This is a genomic window from Betaproteobacteria bacterium, assembly GCA_016720925.1.
Classification (GTDB): Bacteria; Pseudomonadota; Gammaproteobacteria; order Burkholderiales; family Usitatibacteraceae; genus UKL13-2.
This window is the reverse complement of the sequence record JADKJR010000021.1, coordinates 13,358-40,248: the sequence shown is the minus strand read 5'-3', so window position 1 is coordinate 40,248 and position 26,891 is coordinate 13,358. Positions and strand designations below refer to the sequence as shown.

26 protein-coding genes are annotated in these 26,891 nt (G+C 58.1%); 8 read left to right on the top strand and 18 right to left on the bottom strand.

The window, feature by feature from the left end:
• Positions 1 to 55: 55 nt before the first annotated feature.
• Genes IPP88_19950 through IPP88_19930 form a run of 5 tightly spaced genes read right to left on the bottom strand, consistent with a single transcriptional unit; the run spans position 56 to position 5,695 of the window.
• A complete protein-coding gene (locus IPP88_19950; GenBank protein MBL0124888.1) occupies positions 56 to 1,141 on the bottom strand; it encodes a helix-turn-helix transcriptional regulator in 1,086 nt (361 codons plus the stop codon).
• Complete coding sequence (locus IPP88_19945; GenBank protein MBL0124887.1) at positions 1,138 to 2,325, bottom strand: response regulator; 1,188 nt, start codon at positions 2,323 to 2,325, stop codon at positions 1,138 to 1,140. Before IPP88_19945 ends, IPP88_19950 begins: the two co-directional genes overlap by 4 nt.
• Positions 2,326 to 2,362: 37 nt before the next feature.
• Positions 2,363 to 2,722, bottom strand: a complete 360-nt coding sequence (locus IPP88_19940; GenBank protein MBL0124886.1) for a response regulator — start codon at positions 2,720 to 2,722, stop codon at positions 2,363 to 2,365.
• 34 nt (positions 2,723 to 2,756) lie between these two features.
• Complete coding sequence (locus tag IPP88_19935) at positions 2,757 to 4,709, bottom strand: sensor histidine kinase (GenBank protein MBL0124885.1); 1,953 nt, start codon at positions 4,707 to 4,709, stop codon at positions 2,757 to 2,759.
• Complete coding sequence (locus tag IPP88_19930) at positions 4,706 to 5,695, bottom strand: hypothetical protein (protein ID MBL0124884.1); 990 nt, start codon at positions 5,693 to 5,695, stop codon at positions 4,706 to 4,708. Before IPP88_19930 ends, IPP88_19935 begins: the two co-directional genes overlap by 4 nt.
• Before the next feature lie 120 nt (positions 5,696 to 5,815).
• On the opposite strand from IPP88_19930, the gene IPP88_19925 reads away from it, so the two are divergent.
• Positions 5,816 to 6,226, top strand: a complete 411-nt coding sequence (locus IPP88_19925) for a hypothetical protein (GenBank protein MBL0124883.1) — start codon at positions 5,816 to 5,818, stop codon at positions 6,224 to 6,226.
• Between the two features lie 12 nt (positions 6,227 to 6,238).
• Positions 6,239 to 6,814 (top strand): 2OG-Fe(II) oxygenase, encoded by a 576-nt coding sequence (locus tag IPP88_19920; protein MBL0124882.1) that lies wholly within the window; start codon positions 6,239 to 6,241, stop codon positions 6,812 to 6,814.
• 181 nt (positions 6,815 to 6,995) lie between these two features.
• Here the strand turns inward: IPP88_19920 and IPP88_19915 are convergent, their stop codons facing one another.
• Positions 6,996 to 8,561, bottom strand: a complete 1,566-nt coding sequence (locus IPP88_19915) for a gamma-glutamyltransferase family protein (GenBank protein MBL0124881.1) — start codon at positions 8,559 to 8,561, stop codon at positions 6,996 to 6,998.
• Between the two features lie 137 nt (positions 8,562 to 8,698).
• Between IPP88_19915 and IPP88_19910 the strand changes: the two genes are divergently transcribed.
• Positions 8,699 to 8,923 (top strand): hypothetical protein, encoded by a 225-nt coding sequence (locus IPP88_19910; protein MBL0124880.1) that lies wholly within the window; start codon positions 8,699 to 8,701, stop codon positions 8,921 to 8,923.
• Here the strand turns inward: IPP88_19910 and IPP88_19905 are convergent.
• The 6 genes from IPP88_19905 to IPP88_19880 form a co-directional block, all read right to left on the bottom strand.
• Complete coding sequence (locus IPP88_19905) at positions 8,920 to 9,096, bottom strand: hypothetical protein (GenBank protein MBL0124879.1); 177 nt, start codon at positions 9,094 to 9,096, stop codon at positions 8,920 to 8,922. The two genes, IPP88_19910 and IPP88_19905, sit on opposite strands and share 4 nt — an antisense overlap.
• A 106-nt stretch (positions 9,097 to 9,202) precedes the next feature.
• Positions 9,203 to 10,708, bottom strand: a complete 1,506-nt coding sequence (locus IPP88_19900; protein MBL0124878.1) for a tripartite tricarboxylate transporter permease — start codon at positions 10,706 to 10,708, stop codon at positions 9,203 to 9,205.
• 9 nt (positions 10,709 to 10,717) lie between these two features.
• Positions 10,718 to 11,179 carry a tripartite tricarboxylate transporter TctB family protein gene (locus tag IPP88_19895; protein ID MBL0124877.1) on the bottom strand — a complete coding sequence of 154 codons (462 nt, stop codon included), beginning with the start codon at positions 11,177 to 11,179 and terminating at the stop codon, positions 10,718 to 10,720.
• A 186-nt stretch (positions 11,180 to 11,365) separates the two neighbouring features.
• Positions 11,366 to 12,319, bottom strand: a complete 954-nt coding sequence (locus IPP88_19890) for a tripartite tricarboxylate transporter substrate binding protein (GenBank protein MBL0124876.1) — start codon at positions 12,317 to 12,319, stop codon at positions 11,366 to 11,368.
• Positions 12,320 to 12,357: 38 nt separating this feature from the next.
• Positions 12,358 to 13,446, bottom strand: a complete 1,089-nt coding sequence (locus tag IPP88_19885; protein ID MBL0124875.1) for a tartrate dehydrogenase — start codon at positions 13,444 to 13,446, stop codon at positions 12,358 to 12,360.
• 217 nt (positions 13,447 to 13,663) lie between these two features.
• Positions 13,664 to 14,539: an alpha/beta hydrolase gene (locus IPP88_19880; protein ID MBL0124874.1), complete on the bottom strand. Its 876-nt coding sequence runs from the start codon at positions 14,537 to 14,539 to the stop codon at positions 13,664 to 13,666.
• 191 nt (positions 14,540 to 14,730) lie between these two features.
• Between IPP88_19880 and IPP88_19875 the strand changes: the two genes are divergently transcribed.
• The 5 genes from IPP88_19875 (at position 14,731) to prmB (ending at position 20,150) form a co-directional block, all read left to right on the top strand.
• Positions 14,731 to 15,660 carry a DMT family transporter gene (locus IPP88_19875; protein ID MBL0124873.1) on the top strand — a complete coding sequence of 310 codons (930 nt, stop codon included), beginning with the start codon at positions 14,731 to 14,733 and terminating at the stop codon, positions 15,658 to 15,660.
• A 204-nt stretch (positions 15,661 to 15,864) separates the two neighbouring features.
• Entirely contained in the window at positions 15,865 to 17,340 is a 1,476-nt protein-coding gene (locus IPP88_19870) for a hypothetical protein (GenBank protein MBL0124872.1), read from the top strand.
• Between the two features lie 97 nt (positions 17,341 to 17,437).
• Positions 17,438 to 17,671, top strand: a complete 234-nt coding sequence (locus IPP88_19865; GenBank protein ID MBL0124871.1) for a hypothetical protein — start codon at positions 17,438 to 17,440, stop codon at positions 17,669 to 17,671.
• A gap of 429 nt (positions 17,672 to 18,100) precedes the next feature.
• Entirely contained in the window at positions 18,101 to 19,237 is a 1,137-nt protein-coding gene (dapE, locus tag IPP88_19860; protein MBL0124870.1) for a succinyl-diaminopimelate desuccinylase, read from the top strand.
• 1 nt (position 19,238) lies between these two features.
• Positions 19,239 to 20,150 carry a 50S ribosomal protein L3 N(5)-glutamine methyltransferase gene (prmB, locus tag IPP88_19855; protein MBL0124869.1) on the top strand — a complete coding sequence of 304 codons (912 nt, stop codon included), beginning with the start codon at positions 19,239 to 19,241 and terminating at the stop codon, positions 20,148 to 20,150.
• Between the two features lies 1 nt (position 20,151).
• On the opposite strand, the gene IPP88_19850 is transcribed toward prmB, so the two are convergent.
• The 6 genes from IPP88_19850 to IPP88_19825 all read right to left on the bottom strand — a co-directional run bounded on the left by IPP88_19850 (position 20,152) and on the right by IPP88_19825 (position 26,863).
• Positions 20,152 to 22,236, bottom strand: coding sequence for an rRNA pseudouridine synthase (locus tag IPP88_19850; GenBank protein MBL0124868.1), 2,085 nt, complete (start codon positions 22,234 to 22,236; stop codon positions 20,152 to 20,154).
• Positions 22,230 to 23,024 (bottom strand): SMC-Scp complex subunit ScpB, encoded by a 795-nt coding sequence (gene scpB, locus IPP88_19845; GenBank protein MBL0124867.1) that lies wholly within the window; start codon positions 23,022 to 23,024, stop codon positions 22,230 to 22,232. Before scpB ends, IPP88_19850 begins: the two co-directional genes overlap by 7 nt.
• A 183-nt stretch (positions 23,025 to 23,207) precedes the next feature.
• Entirely contained in the window at positions 23,208 to 24,059 is an 852-nt protein-coding gene (locus IPP88_19840; GenBank protein ID MBL0124866.1) for a segregation/condensation protein A, read from the bottom strand.
• 46 nt (positions 24,060 to 24,105) lie between these two features.
• A complete protein-coding gene (locus tag IPP88_19835; GenBank protein ID MBL0124865.1) occupies positions 24,106 to 25,314 on the bottom strand; it encodes a tryptophan--tRNA ligase in 1,209 nt (402 codons plus the stop codon).
• Between the two features lie 245 nt (positions 25,315 to 25,559).
• Positions 25,560 to 26,207, bottom strand: a complete 648-nt coding sequence (locus tag IPP88_19830; GenBank protein MBL0124864.1) for a site-2 protease family protein — start codon at positions 26,205 to 26,207, stop codon at positions 25,560 to 25,562.
• Positions 26,208 to 26,233: 26 nt separating this feature from the next.
• Positions 26,234 to 26,863 carry a threonylcarbamoyl-AMP synthase gene (locus tag IPP88_19825; GenBank protein MBL0124863.1) on the bottom strand — a complete coding sequence of 210 codons (630 nt, stop codon included), beginning with the start codon at positions 26,861 to 26,863 and terminating at the stop codon, positions 26,234 to 26,236.
• Between the last annotated feature and the right edge of the window lie 28 nt (positions 26,864 to 26,891).

The window sequence follows — 26,891 nt, the reverse complement described above, 5'->3', positions numbered from 1 at the left end:
AATCGCGGTCGCGCATGAATTACGCAGTCGGCAATCGCGCGGCCCGATGCACGCGTCACCCGGTTCCCAGGATGCGCGACACCGCGTCGGCACGATCATGCGCATCAAGCCGGAAGAACAGTTGCTTGACGTGATAACTGGCAGTGTTATTGCTGACATTAAGCGCGGTGCTGATTTCCTGATTGCTCTTTCCCTGCGCAAGCAGCAACGCCACCTCACGCTGTTGCGGCGACAAATCCAGCGCACCCATCGCCTCCGCCAACTTCACGACGATATGTTCCTTGCGGCGAACATGGATGCCAATTGTCGCGGGACGTCTGTCTTCTTCGTTTCCCAACGCATAGGCGCTCAGGATAAAGCGGCCCCACGCGGTTTCGACTTGTTCGCGGGGTGCCGCCACCGCCAGGCCGTTCAGTACTTTGTGTAGCCGTTCAATCAACTGCAGGACCACCACTGGCGCGACGTCACCGGTTGCCAGCGGTGGACTGGCCGGACTGAATTGGCTGCGAGTCGCCATGGCCAGCAGCTTGAGCGACAGCGCGGCACCCTGCATGATGGCGCCGCGGCTATCCACGACCACCAGTCCCTCGTCATCCGAGTCAACAAACTGGGCTTTCGGATCCGCTTGCGGGGCCGGACAGCTGACCGCGTGCGCCACATAGCGCGAGATGTCATTGACGGCAACGCGTTCGCGAGCCGTGAACGCCGCCGCACTCTTCGGGCGATACAACGAAAGCTGCCCGAGCGCGTGGCCTTGGTCGCGGATCACCGAGTACATCACGTGGTGCGCGTCAAGGTACCGCAGGATATCGTTGTAGTACGCCGTTTTCAGCAATTCGGGCGATGCGCTGGAGGAAGACACCAATTCCGGTGAACTCGCCCGCTGCAGAAATGCCTGGCGGAACGGGTGTTCTGCGCCGTCGTAATGCCGCTCAAAATACAGCCGCATCAATCCGGGCGAAAGCATGCGTTCCGCAAACAGGTTGGTCATGTCGCCCTGGGCATTCACCCAGAAAAATCCGGCGGAGTCGGCGCCAATGAATTCGCGTACGGCGCGCAACAGGGCAGGCATCAACGACTGGCCCGGGAAGCCCAGGCAGCAGAGCTGGCGAATATGCGCGAGTTGTACGGAGCGCTTCACGATGTGGATGGCTCGCGGGTTTCAAGCAGCCGATAGGCAAGCTGCGAACGTGACAGCCCGCGAATCGAAATTGCACCGAGCGATTCGGTCTTGAATTGCCCGTCTATCTCGGCGTGAACGCGTTGCGACAGATATACCTCGCCAGCCGGCGCTTCGGAACACAGCCTCGCCGCCAGATTGGTGACCGTGCCGATCGCGCTGTAATCGATGCGATCTTCAAAGCCGATCGCACCGAGTGTCGCAAAGCCGTATGCGACGCCAATTCCGGCGCCCAACTCAAAGCCGTGCTTTCGCCAGTTTGCCGCCAGGAGACCGGCCGCATCGCGCATTTCTCGCGCCATTTCGACCGCCCGTTTTGCGGGTTCGGGAATCGGCACAGGATCGTTAAAGAACACCATCATGCCATCACCGGTAAATCGCTCCAAAGTACCCGCATGGCGCTGGACGATGCGCCCCATGGCGGTATGGAATTCGTGCAGAGCCGACATCACCCGTTCCGGCTCGGTATTTTCCGCGAAGGCGGTGAAGCCGCGCAAATCGATAAAGACCACGGCAATTTCCCGGCGGTGGGATTTCAGCGGATCATCGGCGCCGCCCGCCACGATCAGGTCAGCCAACTGCGGCGACACAAAGCGCTTCAGGCGCGCCAGGCGTGCGTTCTTGGCAACCTCATCGGCGACACGCGCCTCGAGTGTTTCATTCCAGGAAGCCAACTCACGCGCCTGGGCTTGTACCTGTTCGTAGAGGTACTTCACGCGGAGCAACGAGCGTACCCGCGCCAGTAATTCCGGCGCGTGAATCGGCTTGGAAAGAAAGTCATCCGCGCCGGCATCCAGCCCCTTCACGCGCTCGTCGTGGGGATCGAGGGACGTGACAAGAACAATGGGCAGCATCTGGTGCCGCGGATCGCCACGAAGGCACCGACAGACAGAAAATCCATCCATGCCGGGCATGATCACGTCGAGCAATATCAGATCCGGAATCTTTTCAGCGACGGCCGCGAGACAGCCTTCGCCATCGTGCGCCGTACGCACCTGATAACCATGAAAGGCGAGGAGATCTGACAACAATCTGACGTTGGCGGCGTTGTCATCCACCACCAGAATTTCGCCCGTCGCGCGCGCACGCCCAGCTTGCGCAGTACCAGAGGTTGGCGGGGTTGGTGGAGTGAGCGATGCAGCCATGATGCCTTTGCGATAATTGTGCGAATTGCGTAATGGGTCAGACGGGAACCAGCCTGCGAATGGTGCTGAGGAATTCCTTGAGGTTCAAGGGCTTCGGTTCGAAGCCATCGAAACCCGCGTCGCGAATTTTTTCTCGCGCGTTACCCATCACCGACGCCGTCACCGCAACGACCGGCGTCGCGGCAATCGACGCGTCACCGCGAATTTCGCGTATCGCCTCCAAGCCCGAAATACCGGGAAGGTGGATGTCCATCAACACCAGCGCCGGCTGAAGTTTGCGCATCAGTTCGACGGCAATTTCCCCCTGGTCTGTCTCCATGACGTCATAGCCCTGATGCTGCAACACGTCACGCATAAGGCGACGGCTTTTTTCATCGTCCTCGACAATCAATATCATGGGTTTCTCCTTGTCCATTTTTTGGCTGCGATGATTATTGCGACGGTGGGTGAGACATCGACTGGGAGGGCGGAAGTTCGCGGTCGGGCAGGGTAAAGGTGAAAGTGGCGCCCTTGCCCAGCTCACTTTCGATCCAGATGCGTCCGCCATGAAGTTCCGTAAACCGTTTTGCGAGGGCCAGCCCCAACCCCGTCCCCTCCTGTTTGGCACTGCCGGTTGTTTTCAATTGGTGGAACTCCTCGAATATGGCAGCCTGGTCGTCATGCGCGACCCCCAGGCCGGTATCCTTCACGGATATCAGGACTTCACTTGTACCACGGGATGCGGTCACCAAAACCCACCCGTTCGGGTGGGAAAACTTGACGGCGTTGGACAGCAGGTTGATCAAAATCTGCTTCAGCTTGCGTTCATCAGCCACCATGTCGCCGATGTCCGCCGAAATGGATGCCTTGAGCTGCAGGTTATGCCGATGCGCCCGTTCGCGAACCAGCACCAGCGCATTGTCGATGGCGGCCGGCAGATTGAAGCGCGTGAGATCGAGATCCATCCGTCCTGCCTCGATTTTCGACAGGTCGAGGATGTCATTAATCAGCGAAAGCAGATGCTGGCCTGACTCATTGATGTCGCGGACATACTCCTGCTGTTTATCGTTCATCGGCCCGAAGTACTGCTCCTTGAGCACCTCCGAGAAGCCGATCACGGCATTCAATGGGGTCCGCAGCTCGTGGGACATGTTTGCCAGAAATTCCGACTTGTGGCGATTGGCAAGCTCCAGCTGCGCGGTCTTTTCAGCGACCATTTTTTCGAGTCCGGTCGTGTACTTTTCGAGTTGGCCCGCCATCTTGTTGAACTCAGCAGCCAGATCCTCGATTTCGTCCCCAGACTGCAGGTCGATGCGCGCGGAAAGATCGCCAGCACCAATCCGCGCCGCGCCACGCTGAACCCGCAATATCGGCGCAGCAAACATGCGCGCCAGCATATAACTGGCGGCAAAGGCGAGCGCCAACCCGAGCAGCACAAAGCCGAGCGTGCGCCTCAGGGTACCGAACACGCTGCTCAGCGCTTCCGAGTAGGGCTGTTCGACCACGATCCACCAGCCGGTGGGATCGATGCGCACCGCGCTAGACAGCACCCGCCCACCCTCAAGCCCGTCGGACTCAAAAAATGCCGACTCCTGCGCAGCATGTGCGGCACCGGGTTCTCCGTTTTTCGCCTCCGCGCGAGTCAAATCCTGATTCTTGCGAACCAGCAAATGGGCCGGCAGCAAGCCGGACACATCCATTCTTCGCAGGACCAGACTCAAATTGGGATGCGCGACAAGCTTGTTCGTACCATCCACGACATACGCATGCCCGGCCTCGCCGAAACGCATCTGCGCAACAACATCCGCAACGAACTTGAGATTGACTTCGGCAATTGTCACGCCACCCGTTCCCCCGGACACAGCCAATGCCAGCGTCACATACGGCACATTGCCTTCGCGCAGGTACGTTGGCGAATACCACTTGATGAGACGTTTGGCGTCCCGGAACGCGCCTTCGCCGGCAGTGCTCGGCTTGACGGACACCTGATTGGGATCGGTCCGCGAAACCCGGATGGCGGTTTTCCCCGAGGCATCGACGTGCTCGATTTCCATGATCGCCGGCACCAGCTTCATCAGGCGTTCATACTCTGAAACGCGATCGGCATCCGTTAGCGCGCTGCCGGCCCAGGGCAGACGATCGATTTCCCCCAGCAGGCGCTCCTGATACTCAAGAAAATTGCTGACCTGCGTGGCGGCCAGGCGCGCCTCGACCGCCTGCAACTGCGCAATATTCGCCTTGTTTTCGCGAAACGCAAAGTAGGCTTCCGGCGCGCTCGTCAACAGTAGCAGGATCGTGACAAAACCACCCAGAAACCAGAAATATCGCCGCCGCAGCACTGGTGAGCGCGCGTGTCCTTCAAGCCCATTGCTCCCATCGCGCCCTTCATGATTCGGGACCGTCATTCGATCACCACGTCGGCGATCTTCAATATCGACTTCGGCGGCTCAATGCCGATGCGCCGGCAGGATTTGAGATTGAGGCCAAAACTGTATCTCGTGCCCTGCACGACAGGAATGTCTTCAATGGCCACACCTTGAAGCAGCGAATCCGCCTGCGCCGCCCAAACGTCCCACACGTCATCGATCCTTGGCTCGTATGCCGCCATTCCGCCCAGATGGACATGGCGCAATCGCGGGTACATCACCGGCCGCCGCAATTGATTGAATTGCTGCACGGTTTCATCGGCATATCGATAGGGCACTCCTGCATAGGCGATGTCCCATGCATCGGCCTCACGCGCATCCGCCCGCCGCAGGATGGCGGCAAGTTCCGAGGGCGTATCACACGTGAATCTGCGCTGTTCAACATGCTTCCATGGTTTCGCCGATGCGACCGATGAACGCTGCAATCCCTCATCGACATACTCTGGACTGACAATTTGGCCCATCACGCGACAATGTGGCGCAAACCTCAGCAGCATTTCCTGCCGTTTCAGCGCGCTGCCCGCACCGAGTGTAAATCCTGTCATGCCTTTGCCAGGACGTATCAGGGAATCAGTCAAGCCATCGACCACCGGATCATCCGCGGAGAAAAACAGTATCGGCACACCCAAATCGAAAGGTCGCACGATCGTGGCAAATCCCGCATTGGCACAAATAATTATGCGCGGACGAAGCGCAGTCAAATCGTCCCGCAAACGCCGGACACTTTCTTCATCCTCCGGCCGCTTTGACGTCACGAATCGCGATTCCGGCAAAACCTTCGCGGTGACAAAGCGGCGTTCTATCGCGGCCAGAAACTTGCCATACGCGTTTCTCGCACCTGGCGTGTCGATATCAATCAACACGAACAAGGGCTTGGAAGACTTTACAACTGCAACCGCCGGCCATGCCGCACCCAGCAGCGCGCCGGCACCCGCCGTAACCAATGTCCTCCTGCGCGCGTCCATTTCCGATCCTCCACGTGCGGTTCGCACAGTGCCTGAATTGTATTGCTTTTCATGCGGCGGCTTGGCTAATATACATTGCGAATTCCATCGCAATTTATTCCCATGGAACGGAGACAAGAAATGGCCAAACCTGTTCGCACCATGTATTTCGCGTTCAAATTAATTGCACCACGCGTCGGCGACAAGCGCCTGCTGGCGGAATCCTCGACCGCCATGAGTTCCATGCAGGTCACGACACATCTTTGCGACGATGGTATCAACCCTGAAGGTACCGGCGCAAGATTCATCCGCATTGGCGCCGGCATGTCGAAAACGATTCCTGGTGTCGCGGGACACTTCACTTCGGCCATTCTCGATTTCAGCGACACCGAGGACCGGAAATGCAAAACGCTTGGCGAGGCCGAGCAACTGGTGAAGAAAAATTACAAGGCATGGCTTGCCGACGCTTACGACTGGTTTGTGGTCCCTGCCACCATCGAGTCTGGCGCGGCACCCGCCAAGGCAAAGCCACGGAAAACCGGCATCAAATAGCCCGCGCATTCCGTGGGAAAACTGCCTGCAAAAAAGGCCCGTGGTGAACCTGCGCTTAACGCCACCGACGTGGTGCGGATTCACCGCGCTTTCAGTATTTCGGAATGCCAGGAGATCATCGCGCTCGCGGAAAATCGCGAGCGCCGCACCGATCAATTCCGTGAATCCGGCGAAGTACGCGGTGCCAGTCTGGTCTGCTGGATACCGCCGGATTCCGCGCCTTCTTGGCTCACCGAACGCGTGTCGGGATTGCTCAGCGAAGCGGCGGCGGCATTCGATTTCGATATCTCCGCGTCACTTGAAGATTTCAAACTGATTCACTACCGGCGCGGCAACCGCGTTGCCTGGCACGTCGATTGTGGAGGCGGCCGCACGGGCACCCGCAAGCTGACGCTGACGGCATTGCTTTCATCGCCCGCAACGTTTGATGGTGGTGCGCTAACCATCCCGGGCCAGATTCGCGAAATGCACCGTGACATCGGCGACGTGGTGATTTTTCCATCATACGTTTCGCACAAGGTCACAACCATCACCCGGGGTGCACGTCACTCTCTCATTGTCTGGGCGCACGGACCCCGATTCCGGTAAGCGATATCGGGTCCGCAACCTTGCAGGTCGCGCTACCCCCTGCATGGGGTAGCCGTCTCGCGGGCGATCCGCGTGCGGATCGAAACCCCGCTGAGCTCTCGGAATGCGTTCCGCCCAACCCGCGCGCACTGGCGCGCCTCTCAGGCTGTTTTCGGCCTGCAAACCCCGCCAGCGCTTGAGTTTAGTACCCGACCGCCAAACCATCCTTGCGATGATCGCTTCCCGCGACATAGCCGTCATCACCAGAACGCCAGATCAATTGGGCGCCGCCAAAGGCGAAATTGACAGCCTCCGCCGCGGCAATTTTGTGCCCGCGTTTCGCCAATGCCTCTACGGTCTGCGGATTGAAACCGGGCTCCAGACCGATTGAGAAATCCGCGTTCACGATCCAGCGCGGCGCATCGCTGGCAGCTTGTGGATTTTGCTGATAGTCGATCATGCGAATCACCATCTGCGCGTGGCCCTGCGGTTGCATGTGGCCGCCCATCACGCCGAAACTCATCAAGGGATTATTTTGCCTGTCGGTCAAGAAGCCCGGAATGATGGTCTGGAATGGCCGCTTGTTCGGGGCAACCTGATTTGGGTGGCCGGGTGCCAAAGAAAATCCATGGCCGCGATTCTGCATCGAGATGCCGGTGCCCGGCACCACGACACCGGAACCAAAACCCATGTAGTTCGACTGGATGAAACTCACCATCATGCCGCTTGCATCTGCTGTCGTGAGGTAAACGGTGCCCCCATGTCGGGGAATGCCGAAAGCCGGTGCATTTGCCACATCGCGGCGAATCAGCTTTGCGCGCTCCGCCAGATATTTCCGGTCAAGCAGCGACGCGACCGGAATATCCATGAACGCCGAATCCGCGACGTAGCGATGCGCATCGGCGAATGCGAGCTTCATCGCTTCCAGTTGAAGATGCACGCTGTCGGCGGAATCGACCGGATAACTCGCCAGGTCGAAGTGCTCCAGCATTCCCAGCGCCAGCAATGCCGCGAGCCCCTGGCCATTGGGCGGAATTTCGTGCAGGCGGACATCGCGATAATCCATGTGAATGGTACCGACCCAATCGCAGCGATGGGAGGCAAGATCCGCTTCAGACAGCGCCCCCCCGCCGGCGCGCGCATGCGCGGCAATCTTCGACGCCAGATCGCCGTTATAAAACGATTCCCCGTTGCTGGCCGCGATTGCTTCAAGCGTTTCCGCCTGACCACGCAATATCCATTTCTCCCCCGGCTTCGGCGCGCGCCCCTGAGGCGTGAAATCACGCACGAAATCCGGCTGCTCCTTCAACATTTCCGCCTGCCGCGCCCAGCTGACCGCCGTGATCGGCGACACCATGTAGCCATCACGCGCGTAACCAATCGCCGGCGCGAACAGCGCCTCGAATGGTAATTTGCCGAATTTCCGCGATAGCTCCACCCATTGGGAAACCGCACCCGGGACAGTGACGCTGTCCCAGCCGCGCACGGGAATCGTCGAAAGTGCGGGATATTTCGCTGAAAAATATTCCGGTGTCCACCCCGCTGGAGAACGGCCCGATGCATTCAAGCCATGCAACGCCTTGCCATCCCACAGAATACAAAACCCGTCCGAGCCAATGCCATTGCTGGTGGGTTCAACCACCGTCAATGCAATCGCCGCCGCGATGGCGGCATCGACCGCATTGCCACCCATCCGCATCATCTGCAGACCCGCTTGCGCGGCGAGTGGCTGTGAAGTCGCGACCATGTTCTTAGCCATCACCGGCATGCGTTGCGAGGTGTAGGGAAAATCGTAATTGAATGGAGAAGACATTGAGTTCCGTAAACGTTTGATGTGGGGACGCTGGCATTCTGCCGCATTGGAAAGCGCGCCAACATGATAAACCTCAACGAAAGGCACTGACCATGGCTCGCCTCGATGCGCGGGTCTTCGATGCATACAACCAAATGGATACGATGCTGGAAAACGTCCTGAGCGGGGACGCGGCTGGTGCCGCGGCTTTAAGTTTCACGGCGTTCTGGGTGAATCGCAACAACGCACCGCATGAGGAAATTGGCGTGGCGCCAGACCATGTGCTGGTCGCTCAGAACGAATTGCCGGATTTCCTTGCCGGCCGGCGCATTGGCTAAACGGGCGCTACGAACGGAGATTCGACAGACGCCAATACTTTCAACGCTTTTTCATAATCGAACAACTCTTCCTCGTAGATATCCATGACGCAGGGAATGCAGCCTGTCCCGCAACACTCATGCGGCTCGGGCTTGCGTGGTGGTAATGGGACAAAGGAAATAGGTTCACTCATTGGCTGGATCGCAGAATATCGAAACTATTTTACGGCACGGTGACCGCGGCGGATGACGCAGAAAAAAGCCCCGCACGCGGCGGGGCTTTTTACTCGATGAAAGAAACTAATCTTCCACAAACGCTTCCTCGCGCCTCTTTCTGATCGCCGGCAACATGATGATGATTAGAAGCAGCAGTGAAATGCCAAGCAGCGTCGCCGACAACGGCCGGTTCAGGAACGTCATCGGATCACCGCGCGACAGCAACATCGCCCGCCGCAGGTTTTCTTCCATCATCGGCCCGAGAATGAAGCCCAACAATAACGGCGCGGGTTCGCATTCGAGTTTGACAAACAAATAACCGATAAACCCGAATATGGCGGTAATGACCACATCGAACGGACTGTTGGACAGCGAATAGACGCCAATTCCGCAGAACACCAGAATCGCCGGGTACAGCAGACGATAGGGCACGGTCAGCAGCTTGATCCACATACCGATCAGCGGAAGATTCAGCACCACCAGCAACAGATTTCCAATCCACATGCTGGCGATCATTCCCCAGAACAGTTGCGGACGTTCCGTCATGACCTGCGGGCCAGGCTGGATACCCTGGATGATCATGGCACCCACCATCAGCGCCATCACCGGATTGGGTGGAATGCCGAGGGTCAGCAGGGGTATGAATGAAGTCTGCGCGGCGGCATTGTTGGCCGCTTCGGGCGCGGCCACGCCGCGGATATCGCCCTTGCCAAACCTAGAGGAATCCTTGGCGAACTTCTTTTCGAGCGTATACGCCGCGAACGACGAAAGAACCGCTCCGCCGCCGGGCAAGATGCCCAATAGTGAACCCAGCGCCGTACCGCGCAATACCGCGGCCCACGCGTCCTTTATGTCCTGCTTGGTGGGCCACAAATGCGTCACTTTCTTGAGAAAAACTTCGCGTTCCTCGCCTTGCTCGAGATTCTTCATGATCTCCGCCAGCCCGAACACACCCATCGCCACGGAAACGAAGCCGATGCCGTCGGTGAGTTCGGGAACGCCGAAGCTGAAGCGCGCCATCCCCGAGTTGACGTCGGTGCCGATCAGCCCCAGCAACAGCCCCAAAACGATCATAGCGATCGCCTTCAGCACCGAGCCATGCGCGAGCACCACCGCGGCAATCAGGCCCAGCACCATCAGCGAGAAATATTCGGCAGGTCCAAACTTGAAGGCGATCTGTGCCAAAGGCGGCGCCGCCGCTGCGAGCAGAAGTGTCGCCACCGACCCGGCGAAAAATGAGGCTAACGCCGCCGTCGCCAACGCTGGCCCGGCGCGCCCCTGTCGTGCCATCTGGTAACCATCCAGCGCCGTCACCACCGACGAAGACTCGCCCGGGATGTTGATCAAAATCGCCGTGGTTGAGCCGCCGTACTGCGCGCCGTAGTAAATGCCCGCCAGCATGATCAGCGCCGACTCGGGCGGCAGCGTGAACGTTGCGGGCAGCAGCATGGCGATGGTGGCGACCGGGCCGATACCGGGCAGCACGCCAATCAGCGTGCCCAGCAGGCAGCCGATCAGGCAATAGAGCAGATTGTTGAATGTGAGTGCGACACCGAAACCGAGCGCAAGGTTTGCAAGTAGCTGGTCCATGTCGTCCCCTTATCCGGAAATAAATGCGGGCCATATCGGGAACGGCAATTTCAGGCCGTACACGAAAATCGCCACCGATCCGGCAGCCAGGACAACACTGGAAATTGCCGCTTCCTTCCATCTGTGTTCGTGCCCGCCATACGATGAAATTACCACCAGCACGACAATAGCAATCACCAGGCCCGCCCATTTGGCGATCAACCCGAAGATGACGAACGCAGCGAGGACCCAGAACAATGGCCGCCATGCGAACTTCGCGACGCGATGCCCCTCGGAAACCCATGCCTGGACAATGATGACAATCCCCAGGATGCCCATGAGGATACCAAGCACGTACGGGAAGTAACCCGGCCCCATTCGGCTGCCAGTACCCATCGGATATTCAAATACTTTGACGATGATCGCGAAGGCAAAACCGATTGCCGCGAACATGACTCCGGACCAGAAGTCTTTGGGATTCCTCAGTTTCACAGCCTCTCCTCCGATTTTGCGATCGATTTATTATGCGGACAATTCTACATGAGCTGTCCGCATTCATGATACTCAGCCGGCCATGCCTGCATCCAGCTTGATGCGGCATCGTATTTTCGGGCATATTGCCAGGAACACGCGGCTCGCCGGGCCCATGAGTAGCCCCTTCGTGAATAGCCCCTTCGCCTACTTCACCAGCCCCATCCGTTTTGCCACCTCGGTGTAGACCTTGGTGCGCTCCGCCATGAACGCCGGCATCTTGTCGTGGGTGATGTCCGTCAGTTCAAAGCCTCCGTCGGCCATGCGCTGGCGAAATTCGGGATCACGATTGATTTCGCTGAACATGTCGGACACTTTCTTGCGCATTTCCGGCGTTGCCGACTTCGGCAAGGCAATGCCGCGATACGCTCCGTCCACCCAGTCGATACCCAGTTCCCTGAAGGTGGGCACATCGGGGAATTGCGGATGGCGTTTCTCGGTGGCGATCGCCAGCATGCGCGTCTTGCCCTTCTGGGATATCGCCAGCGTCACATACGACATGGCCATGTCGACGTGACCGCCCAGGAGCGATGCCACCAGGTCCCCGGTTCCTTTGTAGGGCACGTAGTTGGTCGTGATACCGGCGGCGGCATTCCATCGCTCGGTCGCGACATGATTGGCCGAATTGGTGCCGGAGCCTGCGATGGAAACAACGCCTGGCTTCGCCTTCGCGGCGGCAACGAGGTCTTTGTAGGTCTTGAACGGTGACTCGCTCCTGACCACAATCGCGTCAGGTGTGTAATGGTAAAAATAGACATTATTAATGTCATCGGTCTTGTACTGAACAGTGCCTTCCATCGGCTGCAGTACAAGGTGCGGCAGATTGGTGCTCATCAGCGTGTAACCGTCACCTGGAAAGGTGTTGGTCTGCGACCAGGCCAATGCGCCGCCCGCACCCGGCTTCGATTCCACGATCAGGTCCTGGCCAAATTTCCGTTTGTATATGAGCCCTTGGAGCCGGGCACCAATGTCCGATTCGCCTCCGGGGGCAAACGGAACAATGTAGCGTACCGGCTTGTCAGGGTAAGTCGATTGTGCGACAGCCATTCCCGACAAACATGCAAATGATGCAACCAGCACTCCAGTGATGATGCGTTTCATATTTTCCTCCGAGTTTATTCACGGTAAATAACAAAAATTCAAATCGCGTCGGCAATTGCCTTGCCCACATCCTGCGTGTTCGCGGTGCCACCCATGTCACGCGTGCGTGGTCCCTCGACCAGCACCACTTCAATGGCCTTCACGATAGCATCTCCTGCGGCCTTGTGGCCGAGATGTTCAAGCATCATCGCGCCGCTCCAGATCTGGCCGATGGGGTTCGCAATGCCCTTGCCGTAGATATCCGGCGCGCTGCCGTGCACGGGTTCGAAGCAGGACGGGAATTCGCGCTCGGGATTCAGGTTCGCTGACGGCGCGATGCCGATGGTGCCGGTACATGCCGGCCCGAGGTCGGACAGAATATCGCCGAACAGATTGGACCCCACCACGACATCGAACCAGTCCGGGTGCTGCACAAAATGCGCGGTGAGAATATCGATGTGATATTGCGAGGTGCGAACCGCCGGATATTTCGCCGCCATTTCCTTGAAGCGTTCATCCCAGTACGGCATGGTGATGGCGATGCCGTTCGATTTGGTGGCGGACGTCACATGCTTTTTCTCGCGCGTCATCGCGAGTTCAAACGCATACTTCAGAATGCGATCGACCCCGCGCCGCGTGAAAATGGTTTGCTGCATGCACATCTCGTGCTCGGTACCCGCATACATGCGCCCGCCGATCGATGAGTATTCACCCTCGTTGTTTTCCCGCACCACCCAGAAATCAATATCGCCCGGCTTGCGATTGGCAAGCGGCGATGGAACGCCGGGCATCAGCCTCACCGGCCGCACGTTTGCGTAGAGCTGGAATTCGCGGCGGATGGGAATCAGCAGCCCCCACAGCGAGACGTGATCCGGTACGGTGGGGAAACCGACGGCGCCAAGATATACCGCATCGTGATGGCGGATTTCGCCGAGCCCATCGTCGGGCATCATCTTGCCGTGCGCGCTGTAGTAATCGCAGCTCCACGGTTTTTCGTCGAATTGAAAGCCGATATCGAATTTCCGGCCGGCGGCTTCGAGGACCCGAATGCCTTCGGGGACGACTTCCTTGCCGATGCCGTCACCGGCGATTACTGCAATTTTGTATTTATTCACACAGCCTCCATCAAGTTGACAACTACTCGACATCTCAAATTTTCGACATGCCTGCGTCCCATAGGGACGTCCGTTGGGCGCAGCGGGAATTCAATTTCACGGCAATCGCACCAGCATGAACAACCTTGGATTCCCGCCTGCGCGGGAATGACGGTTTTCGGATATTGACTGGTGAAACTCAGCCGCTGGCGCGCCTTTTCAGCCATTTTTGCCCGAAACGCCTCGCCAATGCTTGTGTTTCATGTTCACATCATGCAAAAAACGCATTCATCTCCCGCAACAATTCGTCCGGAACCTCCTCCGGAATGTAGTGCCCGCACGGCACGGTGCGCCCTCGCACATCATCCGCCACTTGCCGCCAATCCTCCAGCGGCTTAAAGCAACGATTGACCACGCCAAACTCGCCCCACAACACATTAAGGGGGCGAGTGATACGGCGTCCCGCCGCGCGATCAGCACGATCATGCTCCAGGTCGATCGACGCGGACGCGCGATAGTCCTCGCACATGGCGTGCATGGTCGCGGGATCGCTCACATAGGAAAAATAGGCCGCATAGGTTTCTTCGGTGAAAGGTTTCAGTCCGGCGTGGCCCCAGCCGATTTTCTTCTTCAAATAGGTTTCCGGCGCCGCCGCCACCATGTCTTCCGGAAAAGGTGCAGGCTGGATCAGCCAGAACCACCACCAGTACGCGCGCGCGAAATCCATATTGGTCTGTTCGTACATAGAGAGCGTCGGCGAAATATCGAGCAGCATCAGTTTCTTTACCGCTTGCGGATGATCCACCGCAAGGCGATGCGCGACCCGACCGCCGCGATCGTGGCCGCAAAGGTGAAAAGACTCAAAGCCAAGTTGCCGCATCACCTCGACCTGATCCTGCGCCATGGCGCGCTTGCTGTAGCTTGCGTGCTCCGGCAAATCCGGCGGTTTCCCGCTTAGCCCGTAGCCGCGCAAATCGGTGACGACGACCGTGAAGTTTTTCGCCAATGCAGGCGCGACCCGATGCCAGATCAGATGCGATTGCGGATAGCCATGCAACAAGAGCAAAGGCGGGCCGCTGCCACCGATCAGGACATGGATCTCCACGCCATTGGCACGAAGTCTTTTTTTCGCAAAACCGTTGAACATGATTGCCGTTATAACGCAAGATCGGGTACGTCGACATGACGCGGCGCAACACCAAGCCAACGGCACCGTTTTTTCCTGGCGCGCCGATCCGTGAAGCGTGATGATGATCACGTAAAATGGCAGTTCGTTTCCTGCAACCGATTCACATTGCGGACCGTTTCACCTTCCGGGCTGCGCCGCCAATATTTCCCATGCCGACCGCCCCTTCCACGCACCCGCCTCCTCCCATCGCATCGCCGTCCGCCTTCATCACCTGGACCCCGGCGCTGTTCGTCATCCTCTGGAGCACCGGCTTCATCGGCATGCGCTACGGTGCCCCGTTCGCGGAACCGTTCACGTTCATGATGTGGCGCATGGTGATCGTGGTATCGATCCTTGGCATCATTGTGCTCGCCACGCGCGCGCCGTGGCCCGCCAGCGTTGGCGAAGCCGCGCACATCGCCACCGCCGGATTGCTGGTGCACGCCACCTATCTGTGCGGCGTGCTCTACGCCATCAACCTGAAACTGCCACTCGGTTTCGTCGCACTCCTCACTGGCCTGCAACCGATCCTGACGGCGGTCTTCGCCAATCTCTTTTTGCACGAAAAATTGAGCATGCGCCAATGGATCGGCATGGCGCTCGGTCTCGCCGGTGTGGTGATGGTGGTAATGAGCAAGTTCACGCTCGCCAGCGGCAACGTCAGCGCCGCCGCGCTCGGCTGTGCAGGCATCGCGTTACTCGGCATCACCTTCGGCACGCTCTACCAGAAACGCTTCTGCTCGCACATGGATTTGCGTACCGGCGGCGTGATCCAGTTCTCCGCCACCGGAATCGTCATGCTGCTGCTGGCACTGGTATTGGAAACGCGCCAAGTGCAATGGACCGGCCAATTCCTTTTCGCGCTGCTCTGGCTTGCGGTCGTGCTCTCGATAGGCGCCATCAGCCTCCTTTACCTCATGATCCGGCGCGGCGCCGCGTCAAAGGTGGCGAGCCTGTTCTTCCTCACGCCATCTGTCACCGCCATCATGGCGTTCGTGTTGTTCGATGAGGCGCTGACGTGGCTGGCTGTGGCGGGATTGCTGGTGACGGCGGCGGGGGTGGCGCTGGTGATGCGGTCGGTTAGGGTGATCAAGGCTTGAGGGTCGATTTCGTGGACATGCCAACTCAAGCACTGGCGCGGCTTTTCAGTCGTTTTCGCTCCAGGAGGTGCGCGGGTACTGGCGTTTGATATCTGAATACGAGCTAAGATGGAAACCTAAATCAATCGAGAGGCGCGGCCCGGCAAGCTGGGTCACGCATTTCATGTCAATCGTTTGAGGTCGCATGCGCCGCCATACCGCTAAATGAAGATTCTGAAACGGCTTCTGCTGCCCCTTTGTTTTCTTAGCGCGGTCGGCTATGTGTACTGGAAGCTAGCCATCCCAACCCATCATGTCGGCACAAGCTCCGAGCTGGTTATGCTGGGGGACCTGGATGGTGATAACCGATGGACGACCGCTGACCTCGCCGCGCTTGATCACGTACTGCAGAACCCATTCACCCTGCCGAATAGTGTCGCATCGCGCGTCGACATGAACAAGAACGGAATGATCGATGAAGAGGATCTGAAAATTCTCCGCCAACTCGTCGCATCAGCTGGCGATCCATATGCAGCCGAAGAAAAAGCACGATTGAATCGCGAGCCATTCCCGCGCCCGCGTGAACTGTATCGTTACGTTTCGAATTCGGAATATCTACCCCGCCCGCTCTGGGCTCTGACCTATCCACTGGCGAAGGATTCGATCCTTGATTGGCTGACAAGTCTTCCCGCTCCAGTGAGCTTGAATTCGTACCCAGAGGCGCTTGGTGCCGCCGTCTATTCCGAAGCAGTCAGGTTCGATCAAGCGTGGCGGACGCGGCAACCTCAACTCTTGCCAATTGAACGCGAATATGCGGCCGAAAAATTGGCGCACATAAAGATGCTCTATTTGTCTGGCGCAAAATTCGAGTTGCTTCTCGCGCTCATGGAACTTGTCGAGGATGCGGAGACGCTGACGGTGCGGGGACAACCCGATTTCCCTCTCAAACTTCTCATCTTTCGCGATCACCTGCGTGAAATGCTCAGCTCACCACTCTATGATGAATTCAAGTTGGGCAAGCAAGATTGGCGCGCCGTTCTCAAAGTTGTGTCCGGTCACCTCAAGGCCGACCTTGATCTTGCGTACGACTTCGAAACAATCGGGCCGGCGAGAAACCTCACAAATCTCGCGAATTACTTGCAACGTGCCGAATGGCAATATTACAAAAGCACAACACAGGAAACAGATTTCCGCCAGCTCGTCGCATATGCGCAGCATGACGCCCGCTATCTGCGCGCGGTCTCTCGGACCAGCAGGAAGTACCTCGATCCCAATGTCGAAAACCACAACCTTCCCATGGTGCTTCTCTTTCGCGAGGCACTCCGCATTGAGAACGGTGACAAAAAGAAAGCGGCCGGTCTGCTTGACGAGGCCATCCGCATTCCATACGGATGGATTAAATCGATACCTCGCGAGGCGCTACCTAGCTCGCTCGCCCTCGACAACTTCCTTCTTCCCGGGAATAAGGAAGATGGGGCGGACAAGAGTCGGCACTGGAACGTCTTCGGCGGTATTTGCCTTTACAAGTCTCCGCAGGAGGCCCTCGATCTTGCGCTCAAACGCGAAATGAAAGACCTGCGCGATGACGGATATTCCGAGCCGGCGATGCGTGAGTTCTTTCGGGACATGATTGCGAACTTGAACGGCATGTACCATGTGATGTCGGTAGATCCACGCTTGCATTCCGAACAGCACAAATGAAAATGGGAAAGGTGTCTTGCCATTCCATCGACGTGGACGCGAGCGCCAAAGCCACCCATGCCCGCCACTTCGGACTTTGAACGAAAGGAGATTCGCCGTGGAGCTCAACACCGATCGAATTGACGAAGCCGTTCTGGCCCTTCTGCAGTTGGGTCTTCATGAGGGAACAAGGGCGTGGAAGGCTTTCGATTGGGACGCGATGGGCCGACTATATGCGAAGGGTTACATCAGCGATCCCGTCGGCAAGGCGAAATCGGTGGTGTTTACGCAGCAGGGCCTGCGTGAGTCAGAGCGCTTGCTCAATGCTTTGTTTGGAACGCCTGACAAATGAACGCTGACGTGTTGGACATGGAATGATAGTCAACGGCCAGTGTCAAAGTTTTTTTGCATGCCGCTCGAGGCCGAGGCCGCCAATTCGCTCGGCAAACTCCAGCACTGGCGCGCCTTTCCGCGTCCGTTTTGCCCGCAATGCCGCACCAGTGAAGGAGTTTCATATCTTGATGGGGCGGCTTCTCGAGTAAAAGGCACAGCCGCGCACGCGCGGGCCTTGGCCCAACCTGAAGAAGGCAATTCCGGTTTGGAGAACTTGGCAGCCAGCGTGTGCCGGTACGACAGATACTTTGGAAGCTCCCATGTTTACGCCGGCCCGCGGAAGCCGCCTGCTAAAATCCGCCCCATTCAATTGAAGCAACCGAGCCATGCACAGCCTCAAACACCAGATCATCCAATACGCCGCCTTTCGCCGCGACTCCGCGAACGCATGACCGCCACCCTCGCGCTCACTCGCGAACTGGTCTCGCGCCGCTCGATCACGCCCGATGATGCGGGCTGCCAGGAGTTGATCATCGAGCGGCTCGCGCCATTGGGCTTCGTCATGCAGCGGATCGACGTGAATGGTGTTTCCAATCTGTGGGCGCGTCACGGCACCGAAAAACCACTAGTATGCCTCGCCGGACACACCGATGTGGTGCCTGCCGGTCCACTGGACAAATGGCACACCGATCCGTTTGCGCCAACCGAGCATGACGGCAAATTGTATGGCCGCGGCGCGGCCGACATGAAGACCGGGGTGGCGGCGTTTGTCACGGCCGCGGAAAAATTCGTGCGCCAGCACCCTGACCATCCGGGCTCGATCGCGCTGCTGATCACCAGCGACGAAGAAGGCCGCGCGGTGGACGGCACCGTGAAAGTGGTCGACTGGCTGAAGGCGCAGGACGAGCGCATCGACTACACCATCGTCGGCGAACCCTCCTCCACCCACCAGTTCGGCGATACGATTCGCAATGGCCGCCGCGGCTCGCTCTCGGCGCGTCTGGTCGTCAAAGGCGTTCAAGGGCACGTCGCCTATCCGCACTTGGCGAAGAATCCGATTCATCTCGTCGCCCCGGCAATGGCCGATTTGACGACGACGCATTGGGACAAGGGCAACGAATACTTTCCTGAAACGACGCTGCAAATTTCGAATATCTACGGCGGCACCGGCGCATTCAACGTGATTCCGGGAACGGTGGAAATCCATTTCAATATTCGATTTGCCAGTGTCAGCACGCCGGAAAGTTTGCAGACGCGGGTCGAGGCGATTCTCAAGGAGCACGCGCTCGACTTCGACATTTATTGGACGCTTGGGGGCAAGCCATTTTTCACGCCGCGCGGCATGCTGGTGGAGGCGTTGTCGAAGGCTGTCCAGAAGGTTTGCGGCATCACCCCTGAACTTTCGACGGGTGGCGGCACCTCGGACGGTCGCTTCATTGCCGATGTCTGCGATCAGATCGCCGAGTTCGGGCCGATCAACGCGACCATTCACCAGTTGAACGAACGAGTGGAAATTGCCGATATCGAGCGATTGCATGAAGTGTATTTCCGCACACTGGAAAATTTGCTGATTGGTGCCAACTGACATGCCCGGAAAATCTCTTACGTCGCTCGGTGAAGCGGTTGAATTCGCGGAGCGCACATTTCTCGATGCGGAACTTTACTTCGGTCATGGCTCGGCAACGGCATTTGATGAAGCCGTCTATCTCGTGTTACACACTCTCGGCCTGCCACTGGATGAACTCGATGGCGTCCGGGAACGCAAGCTGACAGCCGCGGAATCGGCGGCAATACTCCGCATCGTTGAGCGGCGCGCGGTGGAGCGCATCCCGGCTGCCTACCTCACGCATGAAGCCTGGCTGGGGCCGTTCCGATTCTATATTGATGCGCGCGCCATTGTGCCGCGTTCGTTTATCGCGGAATTGTTGCACGACGAATTGGTGCCGTGGATCGTTGATCCGGATGGTGTGGAATCGGTGCTTGATCTGTGTACCGGTTCAGGCTGTCTGGCGGTACTTGCTGCGCTGGTTTTTCCGAATGCGAAGGTCGACGCGGTAGATCTGTCCACCGATGCGCTGGAAGTAGCAAAGCAAAACGTCAACGACTACGAACTGAACGACCGCGTGAATTTGATTGTCTCCGACATGTGGAATGCACTTGCCGGCAACAAATATGATCTCATCATCAGCAACCCTCCGTACGTGACCGGCGAATCGATGGCGGCACTGCCTGACGAATACCATCGCGAACCGGCGATGGCGCTTGCCAGCGGCGAAGACGGCCTGGATCACGTGCGCACGATATTGAAGAGCGCGGCGGCGCATCTCAACGAAGACGGGTTGCTGGTCGTGGAAGTTGGCTTCAATCGCGAAGGCGTCGAAGCTGCGTTTCCCAATGTGCCGTTTACCTGGGCTGAGGTGAGCGCCGGCGACGAGGTAGTATTTTTATTGACACGCGAGGAACTGGTGCGGATGCACGGCGGTGCTGACTGCGGCTGAATCAGGAATTACCTTCACCTCCGGTGTTGCCGGCATTGCCACCGCCAGCTGAATTGCCGCCTGACCCACCACCCATTTCACCGCCACCACTATTTTCGTTTCCGGTTGCGTTTCCACCGCCACCCTCGCCACCGCCTTCACCACCACCTTTCGCACCCCGATTGCGTCCACCACGTCCACGAAAATTGCGCCGCTGACGGCCGCCTCGTGGCCCTTTACGCGGGGCGCCCTCTCCGGGTGGACGCTCGGGAGATACCTTGTTCACAAGATTTCCCACCGCGTCGACCGCATTGCCGTTTGCTTCATGCGTTTGATGATTTTCATGAAAACTTTCAATTGGGGGCGGAACATTTCCGCGCGAGTCGGCCCGATTGCCAAACCCCTCGTCATTGACGGCGTTTACGCTATTCCCCGCTCCGCCTGCGTTGACCATATTGGGGTCGCGTTTCACGCCTTTGCCGCCACGACGATTCCGGCGTGGGCGGGGACTTCCATTGCCGCGTTCCACGCGTTCCGCTGTCTCAGGGCCAGCCGCATTGCCAATCGCAACACCGCCCACGCTGACGCCTGCATTGTCTACGCGCGGTGGTCGCCCACCTTGCCTGCCTTGACCGCCTTGGCGCCCCTGGCCTTCGCGGGGCGGCGATTTGGCGCCTTGCGCGCCGCGCGGGCCGCGCCCACCTCGTGGATCACGCGCGCCCGCATTGGGCATCGCCGCTTCCGCCTCATCCTTCATGCCCGCCCCCGCGAGCACGCTGCGCACCTGATCGGGCGAGAGTTCCATCAGCTTGCCGCGCAACAGGCGCGGCGGCAGTTCTATCTTGCCGAAGCGTGTGCGAATCAGGCGCGATACGGTGAGTCCCTGCGACTCGAACATTTTTCGCACTTCCCGATTGCGCCCTTCCTTGATCGTGACCTGATACCACTGATTTGCGCCTTCTCCACCGCGTTTTTCGATGGTATCGAAACGGGCTGGCGCGCTCGGTTCATGTTCCTCGTCATCGTCCTCGTGGTCGTCATCGCTCATGTCGATGTTCACGCCAGTCAGCAATGCCTGCGTTTGTTCCTCTGTCAGTTCACCCAAAATCCGGACTGCATACTCGCGCTCAACTTCATATCGAGGATGCATGAAACGATTCGCGAGTTCGCCATTTGTCGTGAAAATCAGCAGCCCCGAGGTATTGATATCAAGGCGACCGATTGCGATCCATTTGCCGTTTTCCACTGGCGGCAGATTGTCGAATACGGTGATGCGGTTGCCCGGATCGCTGGTGGTGACAATCTCCCCCTCGGGCTTGTGATACAGCAGGATGCGCGGCAGTTCTTCGCTGAATTTCAGCTTCACCGGACGCTGGTCGACCAGAACGTTGTCACCGGGCGACACTTGCGTGCCGGTGGTGGCTACGATGCCGTTGACCATCACACGACCGGTCGAAATCATGATTTCCATATCGCGCCGCGAGCCGATCCCCGATTGGGCCATGACCTTGTGCAAACGTTCGCGCTTTACATTGGCCTGAGCAGCCAACGCTTCGGCAAATTGTCCGGATTTGGCTTCTTCCCCGATACGGCGAGTATCGCCAACCTGCGATGGCGATGGCACCAGCGCTTCTGACATGGGCATCTTGCGAAATGGCGTTTTCCTGCCGGCCGTATTCTTGCGCGACTGGGTGCGCGGTGGACCACCCGCACCACGGGGGCCACGCGGACCACGCGGCGGCCGGTCGCCCTGCGGCAAACCGATACCGTTGCCAATGCCGGCAGTTTGTCCGACAACATTGCCAACCTGCGTCTGCCCGTCCTTGGCGCCACGACCCTGTGATTTACCGCGCCGGCCGCGCTTGCCGGCGATGGTGTTGCCGAAGTTGTCGTTGGCAGCCGTACCGCCTTGGGCGGGACCGCGTTTCTTGCCGCGCTTTCCAACACCTGCTCCAGCACCCATCGGGCCACCGGACTTGGCGCGGCGTGTGCGGCCGCGCAGCACATCTTCGCCCCTGGCATTGGGTTCCTTTTTTTCCTCGCCGACATACCTGCCATCGACATAGCCACGCGCTTTCAGGCCCGTGACGACAATGCGCTTTACCATGATGGCGATTCCTCGGTAGACGGCGGTTCAGAAGGCGGTTCGCTTGGCGAAGCCGTTTCCGTTTCAGACGCGGCGGGCTCCGCTGTGTTGACCGATTCGGTATCAGTTGAAGCGTTACCTGCCGTCACGTCCGCGCTCGGTCCGGCCGGCGCCACGCCCGGCAGGGACGCCATCGCGCCCGCTGTCATCGCCGCACCGGCTTGCGTCATATCGAGTGTGGCTTGCAATTCGTGCAGCGGCGGCAGCTCTTCGAGCGAACGCAAATTGAGATCGTCCAGAAAATGTTTGGTGGTGGCAAACAACGCCGGGCGACCGACTACTTCCTTGTGGCCGATCTCATCGATCCAGCCACGATCCTGCAAAGTCTTGAGAATGTGCGGAGAAACCTGCACGCCACGAATGTCTTCAATATCACCGCGCGTCACCGGTTGACGGTAGACGATAATCGCGAGAGTTTCCAGCACCGCACGCGAATAGCGCGGCGGCTTGTCGCTGGAAAGCTTGTCGAGATATTTCTGGAATTCAGGCTTGACGCGAAAGCGATAGCCACTGGCGACCGCCGCCAGTTCAACGCTGCGATCCGCCCACTCGGCACGCAATTCCTCCAGCAAGTTGCGGACAGTGTCGCCGCTTAGTTCACCGTCAAAGATGCGTTTGAGTTCGTTCACCGCCATCGGTTCGGCGGCCGCCATCAGTACGGCTTCCAACGCACGCTTGGCTTGGTCGATTTCAATGGTGCGCGGACGCGCGGCGCCATTTTCACCATTGCCATCTTCCGGCGTGACCATTGCCGTTTCAGACGTTGATTCGACGGGAATTTCCGCGGGCGATTCGTTCAGGTTTGCTTGTTCATTTGACATATTTTGGACTGCCTGTTTACAGCAATATTAGAGCGCCCCTCACTTGGCATATCCCGGGTGACAGGGCAAGAACATATTCCGGAGGTAAAGAGCATTCATCCCGCCGGTCTATCAGATCGACAGCTCGAGTGTCGGCGGTTCCGCGTCGCGAAGCTTTACGTAAATCGGCTCGAAAGCAGCGCTCTGAGTAATGTCGATCAACGATTCACGCGCCAATTCCAGCACCGCCAGAAAGCTTACGACCACCACAGCCACGCCCTCTTCCGGCTGAAACAATTCATCAAAACGCACAAAACCCAATCCATTCAAATGCCGCAGGATGCGTGACATATGCGAACGAACCGACAGCTCTTCGCGGGAAATGCGGTGCCGTTGTGTTGCTTTGGCACGATTGAGAATGACGCGCCAGGCTTCGGTGAGATCCGCGACCAGTACCGTTGGTACCCGCGCAACCAGTGACTGCTCAATCATGACGTCGACTGTCGAGAAATCGCGATCCTTCCGCGGATGCTGGTCGATCGCATGCGCGGCCGCTTTCATTTGTTCGTATTCGAGCAGGCGGCGAACCAGTTCGGCACGCGGATCTTCCGGTTCTGACGCATGCTCGCGCGGTGGACGCGGCAGCAGCATGCGCGACTTGATTTCAATTAGCAGCGCCGCCATCAGCAAATACTCTGCGGCCAGTTCAAGCTGGCCTTCGCGCATGGCCTCGACGTAGGTCATGTACTGCCGCGTGAGATCGGCCATCGGGATATTCAGGATATCCAGGGAGTGCTTGCGAATCAGGTAGAGCAACAAATCCAGAGGGCCTTCAAACTCATCGAGGATGATCGATAACGCATCGGGCGGAATGAACAGATCAGCCGGCAAGTCGGTCAACGGCTCGCCCTTGATGCGGGCCATCGGCATCGCCATGTCCAGCGACGGCTGCTGGGTGTTATCGACGACGAGTTCCACGCTCATTCAGTTCCCGCCCATTTGCGATAAATGCGCATTTTCACAAAAGTGCTCACGAAAAACTCAGCCCCATCGCGTCGCGCACTTCGCGCATGGTTTCTTCGGCTATGCCGCGCGCCTTCTCGCAACCGTCGGCCAGAATGTTCTTTACCAGCGTCGGATCTTCTTCAAACGGCGCCGCGCGTTCACGCATCGGCGTCAATTCTTTGATGATGCTGTCGATCACCGGTTGCTTGCATTCCAGGCAGCCGATGCCGGCGCTCTTGCAGCCTTCAATTACCCATTTGTGTACCGCATCGTCGGTATAAACCTGGTGCAGATTCCACACTGGACATTTTTCCGGGTCGCCAGGGTCGGTGCGACGGACACGCGCGGGATCGGTGGGCATGGTCCGCACCTTGGTGGTGACCGTCTCGGGTTTGTCGCGCAAATCAATGGTATTACCGTAACTCTTCGACATTTTCAGGCCATCGGTGCCGACCAGACGCGAGGTCGCGGTGAGCAGTGCCTGTGGCTCCGGCAGAATCACCTTGCCACCACCTTCGAGGAATCCGAACAGCCGTTCGCGATCTCCCATTGATAAATTTTGCACATCACCCAGCAACTCACGCGCCTCCACCAGCGCGGCTTCGTCGCCCTCCTGCTGAAATTTGGTGCGAAGCTGGTTATAGAGTTTGGCCTTTTTTGCGCCCAGCTTCTTGATGGCGGCTTCGGCTTTTTCCTCAAAGCCTTTTTCTCTCCCAAACAGGTGATTGAACCGCCGTGCGACTTCGCGCGTCAGTTCAACATGCGAGACCTGGTCTTCACCGACCGGTACCTGGTTGGCACGATAGATGAGAATGTCCGCCGCCTGCATCAACGGGTAGCCGAGAAAACCGTAGGTGGCCAGATCGTGTCCGCGTTCGCCCAGCTTTTCGATCTGGTCCTTGTACGTCGGCACCCGTTCCAGCCATGAAAGCGGGGTGAAGAACGATAACAGCAGCGTCAGTTCAGCGTGTTGCGGAACCTTGGATTGCGCGAACAGCGTCGCCTGCGCGGGATCGATGCCGGCCGCGATCCAGTCGATCACGGTGTCGTAGGTGTATTCCTCGATCACGTTAGGCGTTTCGTAATGCGTCGTCAGGGCGTGCCAATCGGCGACAAAGAAAAAACACGGGTGTTCATGCTGTAACTTCGCCCAGTTTTTCAGCGCGCCATGGTAATGGCCCAAATGCAGGCGTCCGGTCGGACGCATGCCGGAAAGTACTCTGTCAGGAAACATGGTTAGGGTCTATACCCTTGGGAAGCAAGATGATGGTTTGCAAGTAAAGTGGCGAATCAATCGGCAATAGAGCCAACGGCGCGAAAAAATATTGCGTATATGTGGAACAAGCGTATCTGTATGGAACGTATGGACCAGAACGGGCGGCCTTTTAAACTTCGTGGGCTTTCGGTACCGCGTTCGATCAGTAGCAGTGAGATTCTCGCCGGGAGGCGAATCGAGTCTCTAAACCAAGACTGCCGCTATCAAGATAAACCTATTATAGCGTATATCGATTTCATGCTGATATCGATCAGTGGCCACAAAAATTTACCCATAATACCGCTCAACATCAGGGCGATCAGGATGAACATGCCGTAAGGCTCCGTGCGCGAAAAGGAATAGGCGAGGCGATTCGGCAAAAGTCCCGTCAGAATCCGCCCGCCATCCAGGGGCAGCAGCGGAAACAGATTGAACACCATCAGCAACGCATTCACAAAGATACCCGCTTCACCCATCAATGCCAGGAAAACCGTCGGCCCGGATTCCGGCAGGCTGATGGCGATTTTGGCAACAACCGCCCAGATAATCATCATCGTCAAATTCGCGAGCGGCCCGGCTGCCGCAACCCAGATCATGTCGCGTTTGGGATTGCGCAAGCCGCCAAAGTTAACTGGTACCGGCTTCGCGGCCCCGAATACCAGCGGCGTGAAAAGTAACGTCACAATCGGCACCAATATCGTCCAAACCGGGTCGATGTGCTTGAGGGGGTTGAGTGTCATGCGACCCAGCATGTAGGCGGTAGCGTCGCCAAAATAGCGCGCGGCAAAGGCGTGGGCCGCCTCGTGCAGCGTAATCGCGAAGATCAGTGGAATGGCATAGATCGTGATCTTCTGGATGAAGTTTGCGTCCATTAAAGCCTTGAATGTTGAAAGTCAGGTTACTCGTCAAACCCGAACGAGGAGATATCGCCTTTGCCGCGCCTTATCAGAATCGGGGCATCTCCCGACAAATCAATCACCGTGGTTGGCTCGACACCGCAGGCGCCGCCGTCGAGGATCAGATCAAGCTGATGTTCGAGTTTCTTGCGGATCATTTCAGCATCATTGAGCGGTTCAGCCTCACCGGGCAACATGAGCGTGGATGACAACAGAGGCTCGTTGAGTTCCGTCAGCAACGCATGCGTCACCGGGTGCTCTGGCACGCGCACACCCACGGTCGCGCGTTTCGGGTGCGCCAGCCGCCGGGGCAACTCACGCGTCGCGTCGAGAATGAAGGTATAGGTGCCCGGCGTGTGGGTCTTCAACAAGCGGTACTGGGCATTGTCCACCTTCGCAAAGGTACCGATATCCGACAGATCCCTGCACATGAGCGTGAAATGGTGGCGTTCGTCGACGCCGCGAATCCTGCGCATCCGCTCCATGGCGTGCTTGTCGCCAATGTGGCAACCGATCGCATAGCAGGAGTCGGTAGGATAGGCGATGATGCCGCCTTTGCGCACGATATCCACCGCTCGCTTGATCAGGCGCGTTTCGGGATGAGTCGAGTGGATGGCAAAGAACTGGGACATGCAGGTGGATTCTTGATTCTTGTTGGTT

Bases quoted from the DNA above. Each gene is read 5' to 3' on its own strand.
- IPP88_19850 (MBL0124868.1), bottom strand. From the start codon at position 22,236: ATGGTAAAGCGCATTGTCGTCACGGGCCTGAAAGCGCGTGGCTATGTC.
- IPP88_19840 (MBL0124866.1), bottom strand. From the start codon at position 24,059: ATGAGCGTGGAACTCGTCGTCGATAACACCCAGCAGCCGTCGCTGGAC.
- IPP88_19900 (MBL0124878.1), bottom strand. From the start codon at position 10,708: ATGGACCAGCTACTTGCAAACCTTGCGCTCGGTTTCGGTGTCGCACTC.
- IPP88_19890 (MBL0124876.1), bottom strand. From the start codon at position 12,319: ATGAAACGCATCATCACTGGAGTGCTGGTTGCATCATTTGCATGTTTG.
- IPP88_19940 (MBL0124886.1), bottom strand. From the start codon at position 2,722: ATGATATTGATTGTCGAGGACGATGAAAAAAGCCGTCGCCTTATGCGT.
- prmB (MBL0124869.1), top strand. From the start codon at position 19,239: ATGCCCGGAAAATCTCTTACGTCGCTCGGTGAAGCGGTTGAATTCGCG.
- IPP88_19935 (MBL0124885.1), bottom strand. From the start codon at position 4,709: ATGACGGTCCCGAATCATGAAGGGCGCGATGGGAGCAATGGGCTTGAA.
- scpB (MBL0124867.1), bottom strand. From the start codon at position 23,024: ATGGTCACGCCGGAAGATGGCAATGGTGAAAATGGCGCCGCGCGTCCG.
- IPP88_19945 (MBL0124887.1), bottom strand. From the start codon at position 2,325: ATGGCTGCATCGCTCACTCCACCAACCCCGCCAACCTCTGGTACTGCG.
- IPP88_19910 (MBL0124880.1), top strand. From the start codon at position 8,699: ATGGCTCGCCTCGATGCGCGGGTCTTCGATGCATACAACCAAATGGAT.
- IPP88_19905 (MBL0124879.1), bottom strand. From the start codon at position 9,096: ATGAGTGAACCTATTTCCTTTGTCCCATTACCACCACGCAAGCCCGAG.
- IPP88_19930 (MBL0124884.1), bottom strand. From the start codon at position 5,695: ATGGACGCGCGCAGGAGGACATTGGTTACGGCGGGTGCCGGCGCGCTG.
- dapE (MBL0124870.1), top strand. From the start codon at position 18,101: ATGACCGCCACCCTCGCGCTCACTCGCGAACTGGTCTCGCGCCGCTCG.
- IPP88_19830 (MBL0124864.1), bottom strand. From the start codon at position 26,207: ATGGACGCAAACTTCATCCAGAAGATCACGATCTATGCCATTCCACTG.
- IPP88_19885 (MBL0124875.1), bottom strand. From the start codon at position 13,446: ATGTCGAGTAGTTGTCAACTTGATGGAGGCTGTGTGAATAAATACAAA.
- IPP88_19870 (MBL0124872.1), top strand. From the start codon at position 15,865: ATGAAGATTCTGAAACGGCTTCTGCTGCCCCTTTGTTTTCTTAGCGCG.
- IPP88_19915 (MBL0124881.1), bottom strand. From the start codon at position 8,561: ATGCCGGTGATGGCTAAGAACATGGTCGCGACTTCACAGCCACTCGCC.
- IPP88_19880 (MBL0124874.1), bottom strand. From the start codon at position 14,539: ATGTTCAACGGTTTTGCGAAAAAAAGACTTCGTGCCAATGGCGTGGAG.
- IPP88_19825 (MBL0124863.1), bottom strand. From the start codon at position 26,863: ATGTCCCAGTTCTTTGCCATCCACTCGACTCATCCCGAAACGCGCCTG.
- IPP88_19925 (MBL0124883.1), top strand. From the start codon at position 5,816: ATGGCCAAACCTGTTCGCACCATGTATTTCGCGTTCAAATTAATTGCA.
- IPP88_19875 (MBL0124873.1), top strand. From the start codon at position 14,731: ATGCCGACCGCCCCTTCCACGCACCCGCCTCCTCCCATCGCATCGCCG.
- IPP88_19835 (MBL0124865.1), bottom strand. From the start codon at position 25,314: ATGTTTCCTGACAGAGTACTTTCCGGCATGCGTCCGACCGGACGCCTG.